Source organism: Mycobacterium simiae (genome assembly GCF_008370645.1).
Lineage (GTDB): Bacteria > Actinomycetota > Actinomycetes > Mycobacteriales > Mycobacteriaceae > Mycobacterium > Mycobacterium simiae_A.
Genome location: NZ_VTZN01000577.1, coordinates 1 through 364, shown reverse-complemented (window position 1 = coordinate 364; position 364 = coordinate 1). Strand labels below are relative to the sequence as shown.

1 protein-coding gene is annotated in these 364 nt (G+C 67.0%); it reads right to left on the bottom strand.

Translation table 11 applies throughout. The features are described 5' to 3' along the window. A partial coding sequence (locus F0Q45_RS26960) for an alcohol dehydrogenase catalytic domain-containing protein (RefSeq protein ID WP_149656696.1) occupies nt 1–364 on the bottom strand: 364 nt, incomplete at both ends.

Here is a 364-nt window from a genome sequence, read left to right as displayed (position 1 = left end):
CAGCTCGACCAGCGCAATGTAGGCGGTCAAGAACGCCACCGGAACGGATGCGGCTTGGGCAAAGGACAACCCGGGCGGAATCGCAACGACCATGCCCTGGTCGGTGCCGGCCGTCGGCGCAAATGCGTTGTTGGGGAACAACCCCATCACCGCATCACCGGGCCGCAGGGCGGTCACATCGGATGCGGTGTCGACGACCACACCGGCGGCTTCGGCTCCCATGCCCTCGTCTGGGATCGCGCCCAAGGCGACGACGACGTCGTGGAAGTTCAGCCCGGCGGCGCGGATTGCGACGCGAATCTGTCCCGGGGCCAATTCGGCGATCGGCTCGGTCGGTACCAGCGTCAGATTGCTCAGGTCGCCC